General features: G+C 71.0%; 5 protein-coding genes. 1 reads left to right on the top strand and 4 read right to left on the bottom strand.

Translation table 11 applies throughout. The features are described 5' to 3' along the window. From ACFTZL_RS41135 to iolC, 4 genes are all read right to left on the bottom strand, one after another. Positions 1–773: thiamine pyrophosphate-binding protein (locus ACFTZL_RS41135; RefSeq protein ID WP_382594573.1), on the bottom strand; the 773-nt coding region annotated here is incomplete at its 3' end. Next, positions 770–1,663 (bottom strand): 5-deoxy-glucuronate isomerase, encoded by an 894-nt coding sequence (gene iolB, locus ACFTZL_RS41130; protein ID WP_382594570.1) that lies wholly within the window; start codon positions 1,661–1,663, stop codon positions 770–772. The genes ACFTZL_RS41135 and iolB, both read right to left, overlap by 4 nt. A 36-nt stretch (positions 1,664–1,699) precedes the next feature. Continuing rightward, positions 1,700–2,578, bottom strand: coding sequence for a deoxyribose-phosphate aldolase (locus ACFTZL_RS41125; protein WP_382594567.1), 879 nt, complete (start codon positions 2,576–2,578; stop codon positions 1,700–1,702). Positions 2,579–2,591: 13 nt separating this feature from the next. After that, positions 2,592–3,569 (bottom strand): 5-dehydro-2-deoxygluconokinase, encoded by a 978-nt coding sequence (gene iolC, locus ACFTZL_RS41120; protein WP_382594566.1) that lies wholly within the window; start codon positions 3,567–3,569, stop codon positions 2,592–2,594. 324 nt (positions 3,570–3,893) lie between these two features. On the opposite strand from iolC, the gene ACFTZL_RS41115 reads away from it, so the two are divergent. Next, positions 3,894–4,782, top strand: an 889-nt coding sequence (locus ACFTZL_RS41115; RefSeq protein ID WP_382594563.1) for a substrate-binding domain-containing protein, incomplete at its 3' end; no start/stop codon positions are given.

Raw genomic sequence — 4,782 nt, 5'->3', positions numbered from 1 at the left:
AACGCCTTCAGGGCCTCCTCGGCCTCGCTGTGGTGGACGCCGCCGCCCGCCACGATCAGCGGCCGCTGGGCCGAGCGGATCGCCTCGACGGCCGCCGCCAGCTCCACCGGGTCCGGCGCGGGACGCCGTACGTACCAGACGCGCTCGGCGAAGAACTCCTCCGGCCAGTCGTACGCCTCCGCCTGCACGTCCTGGGGCAGGGCGAGGGTGACGGCGCCGGTCTCGGCCGGGTCGGCCAGCACGCGCATGGCCTGGAGCGCCGACGGGATCAGCGCCTCGGGGCGGGTGACCCGGTCGAAGTACCGCGACACCGGGCGCAGCGTGTCGTTGACCGACACATCCGCCTCGACGGGGTGCTCGAGCTGCTGGAGCAGCGGGTCGGGGGCGTGCGAGGCGAAGTAGTCGCCGGGCAGCAGCAGCACCGGCAGCCGGTTGATCGTGGCCAGCGCGGCACCGGTGACCAGGTTGGTGGCGCCCGGGCCGATCGAGGTCGTCACCGCCTGCGCGGACAGGCGGTTGAGCTGCCGGGCGTAGCCGACCGCCGCGTGCACCATGGACTGCTCGTTGCGGCCCTGGTGGAACGGCATGACGGCGCCTGGCCCGATGCCTGCCTCCATCAGGGCCTGGCCGACCCCGGCAACGTTGCCATGGCCGAAGATGCCCCAGGTCCCGGCGATCAGCCGGCGCCGCTCGCCGTCCCGCTCGGTGTACTGGGCGGACAGGAACCGCACCAGGGCCTGGGCGGTCGTCAGTCGGCGGGTGGGGGCGTTCATGCGGAGGTCTCCGGGGCGGTGTAGAGGGGGAGTCGGGGGTCGACCGGCTGGTCCGGCCAGGTGCCGCGGACCCAGGCGTGGTCGGGGTGGTCGCAGATCAGCCAGGCGCGGTCGGCCTCCGGGCCCGCCATGACGTTGAGGTAGTACATGTGGTGGCCGGGTGTGGCCATCGAGGGCCCGTGCCAGCCGTCCGGGATGAGGACGACGTCGCCGTCGCGGACCTCGGCCAGCACATCGGTGCCCTGGCCCTGCCCGGACGGCGAGACCCGCTGGTAGCCGAGGCCCGGCGTGCCGTCGTGACCGGCGAACTCGAAGTAGTAGATCTCCTCCAGCACGGACTCCTCGCCCGGCCGGTGCTCGTCGTGCTTGTGCGGTGGGAACGACGACCAGTTGCCGCCCGGCGTGATCACCTCGACCGCGATGAGCTTGTCGCACTCGAACACGCCGGCCGCGCCGAAGTTGTTGACCTGCCGGGAGCAGTTCCCGGTGCCCCGCAGCTCCACGGGCACGTCGGAGGCCGGCCCGTAGCGGGCGGGCAGCCGGCGGTCGCAGCGCGCGCCGGTCAGCGCGAACCGCCCGCCGGCGGCGGAGGTCACGGTCGCCCGGGCGTCGCGCGGCACGTAGGCGAAGTCGCTGACGCCGCTGAAGACGTCCCGGCGGCCCCGGAGTTCGAAGGTGTCCTGGCCGAAGTCGTCCGCCGCGGCGACCGTGCAGCCGCCGCTGAGCGGGACGACGATCCACTCGCTGTCGCCGGTCTCGAAGGAGTGCGTGCCGCCCGGCGGCAGCTCCAGGATCCGCAGAGCGGAGTGGCCCCAGCCGGCCTTCTCGGGCGTGATGTCGACGATGTAGGGGCCGCCGAGGGCCTTACCCGCGGGAAGGTGATACGTCATCGTGTGCCTTTCGGATCACAGCAGGTGCCACTTGAATCACAGCAGGCCGACGGCCGTGTCCACTGCCTGTTCCACGCTGCCCTCGGCCGGGTAGAGCAGCGAACGCCCGACGACCAGGCCTTGGACGGTCGGCCGGCGCAGGGCCTTGCGCCAGCGCTCGTAGGCGCCCTCCTGGTCGTCGCCGACCTCGCCGCCGAGCAGGACGACGGGCAGCGTGGAGGTCTCCAGCACCTCGGCCATGTCGTCCGGGTCGTCGGTGACGGGCAGCTTCAGCCAGGTGTAGGCGGAGGTGCCGCCCAGGCCCGAGGCGATGGCGACGGACCGGGTGACGGCGTCGGCGGACAGGTCGTTGCGGACCTTTCCGTCGACCCGCCGGGAGATGAACGGCTCCACGAACAGGGGGAGTCGGTGTGCCGCCATGGCGTCGACGGCACGGGCCGTGGACTCCAGGGTGGTCAGCGAGCCCGGGTCGTCGTAGTCGATGCGCACCAGGAGCTTGCCCGCGTCGAAGCGGAGCCGGGCGATGTCCTCGGCGCGGTGACCGGTGAAGCGGTCGTCCATCTCGAAGGAGGCCCCGGCGAGTCCGCCGCGGTTCATCGAGCCCATGACGACCTTGTTCTCCAGCACCCCGAGCAGGAGCAGGTCCTCCAGGATGTCGGCGGTGGCGAGCACCCCGTCGACCCCGGGCCGGGACAGCGCGACACACAGCCGTTCCAGCAGATCGGCGCGGTTGGCCATGGCCAGGCGCCGGTCGCCGACCCCGAGGGCGCCGCGCGCCGGGTGGTCGGCGGCCACGATCATCAGCCGGCCGCTGTCGCCGATCAGCGGACGGCGCACCCGGCGGGCGGCCGCTTCCGCGACCGCCTCGGGGTTCCGGGCTCTGACCGTGGTGAGGTCGGGGATGCCGATGTTCAATGCGGGCTCCGTTTCAGAGGCTCGTGCTCGGGGACGACGCCTCGGCGAGGAGGCCGGCGACCTCGGACTCGGTCGGCATCGCGGAGGAGCAGGCGAGGCGGGAGGCGACGAGGGCGCCGGCGGCGTTGGCGTGGCGCATGTTCTTCTCCAGGTCCCAGCCCGCGAGCAGACCGTGGCAGAGCGAGCCGCCGAAGGCGTCGCCCGCACCCAGGCCGTTGACCACCTCGACCGGCACCGGCGGCACCTCGGCCCGGGTGCCGTCGCGGTGCACGGCGAGCACGCCCTTGGGGCCCTGCTTGACCACGGCCAGCTCCACGCCCGCCTCCAGCAGCGCGTCGGCGCAGGCCTGCGGTTCGCGCACGCCGGTGGCGATCTCGCACTCGTCGAGGTTGCCGACCGCGACGGTGGCGTGGCGCAGCGCCTCGCGGTAGTACGGGCGGGCCTCGTCGGGGTCGCGCCAGAACATCGGCCGCCAGTCGAGGTCGAAGACGGTGGTGCCCGACTTGTCACGGGCCTTGAGGGCGGCGAGCGTGGCCGAGCGGCTCGGCTCCTCGCTCAGGCCGGTGCCCGTGATCCAGAAGATGCGGGCCGCGCGGATCGCGAAGAAGTCCAGCTCGTCGGTGTGGATCTCCAGGTCGGGAGCCTTGGGGCGGCGGTAGAAGTACAGCGGGAAGTCGTCCGGCGGGAAGATCTCGCAGAACGTGATCGGAGTGGGGTACGCCTCGACCGGGGTGACCCAGCGGTCGTCGACGCCGAAGGACTTCAGCTCCTGGTGCAGGTAGGTGCCGAAGGGGTCGTCGCCGGTGCGGGTGATCACCGCCGTACGGCGTCCCAGGCGGGCCGCCGCGACCGACACATTGGCCGCCGAACCTCCCAGGAATTTCCCGAATGTCTCCACGCGGTCCAGGGAGACGCCGGTCTGCAGGGGATAGAGGTCGACGCCGATGCGCCCCATCGTGATCAAGTCGAAATGCTGGGCTGGACCGGCCATGCGCGACCTCCTCGGGAAGCTGGGGATGCGGGTCCCGGGGCGCCCTGACACGGTGGGGGCGTGGATCGATGGGACCTGCCGCCCCTCAGGTGTAGGTCTCGGAGGGCGGCGCTGTCAATAGTTTGTACTTACATTCGGACCTGCTTGTGAAATGATGTCTTAACAAAGTATTGACAGCGGGCGCGGCAGGGACTTGTATCCCGTGGCATCGCCACAGTCTGTTTGCGGCATCATGATCCGGACTCCGTAAGGCTCCGGGACCACGGATCCCTTCGTGATCCCCTCCCCTTTCCCCCGCAGTAGCACAGTGAGGTGCCAGGAAAGATGGACCGCTCTTCTCACCCCCGCTCCCGCAGAATCGCGCCCGTCGTCGCCGTGGCCGCGGCAGCGGCCCTGACTCTCGCCGGCTGCTCCAGCAGTTCCGGGGGCAAGGGTGCCGAGGAAGGCGCAGCGAACGCCTCCGCCGGCAAGGCGACCACCCCGCGCATGACCGTCGCCCTGGTCACCCACCAGGCGCCCGGCGACACCTTCTGGGACACCGTCCGCAAGGGTGCCGAGGCCGCGGCCGCCAAGGACAACATCAAGCTCGTCTACTCCGCCGACCCGAACGCGGGCAACCAGGCCAACCTGGTCCAGAACGCGATCGACCAGAAGGTCGACGGCATCGCCGTCACCCTCGCCAAGCCCGACGCGCTCAAGGGCGTCATAGGCAAGGCCGAGAAGTCTGGCATACCCGTCGTCGGCCTCAACTCCGGCCTGAGCGACTGGAAGAAGCTCAACATGCTGGAGTTCTTCGGCCAGGACGAGTCCGTCGCCGGCGAGGCCTTCGGCAAGAAGCTCAACGAGGTCGGCGCCAAGCACGCCCTCTGCGTCGTGCAGGAGCAGGGCAACGTCGGCCTGACCCAGCGCTGCGACGGCGTGGAGAAGACCTTCGAGGGCAAGCTCGACACCCAGAACGTCAACGGCACCGACATGCCGGGCGTGAAGTCGACGATCACCGCCAAGCTGAAGCAGGACCCGTCCATCGACTACGTCGTCACCCTCGGCGCCCCCTTCGCGCTGACCGCGGTGCAGTCGATCGGCGACGCCGGCAGCAAGGCGAAGGTCGCCACCTTCGATCTCAACAAGGACCTCATCAAGGCCATCAAGGGCGGCGACATCCAGTTCGCCGTCGACCAGCAGCCCTACCTCCAGGGCTACCTGGCGGTCGACG

The organism is Streptomyces sp. NPDC056948 (assembly GCF_042674225.1).
In the GTDB taxonomy this organism is placed as follows: Bacteria; Actinomycetota; Actinomycetes; order Streptomycetales; family Streptomycetaceae; genus Streptomyces; species Streptomyces purpurascens.
The sequence above is the reverse complement of the archived record's forward strand: the minus strand, read 5'-3'. Positions and strand labels throughout refer to the sequence as shown.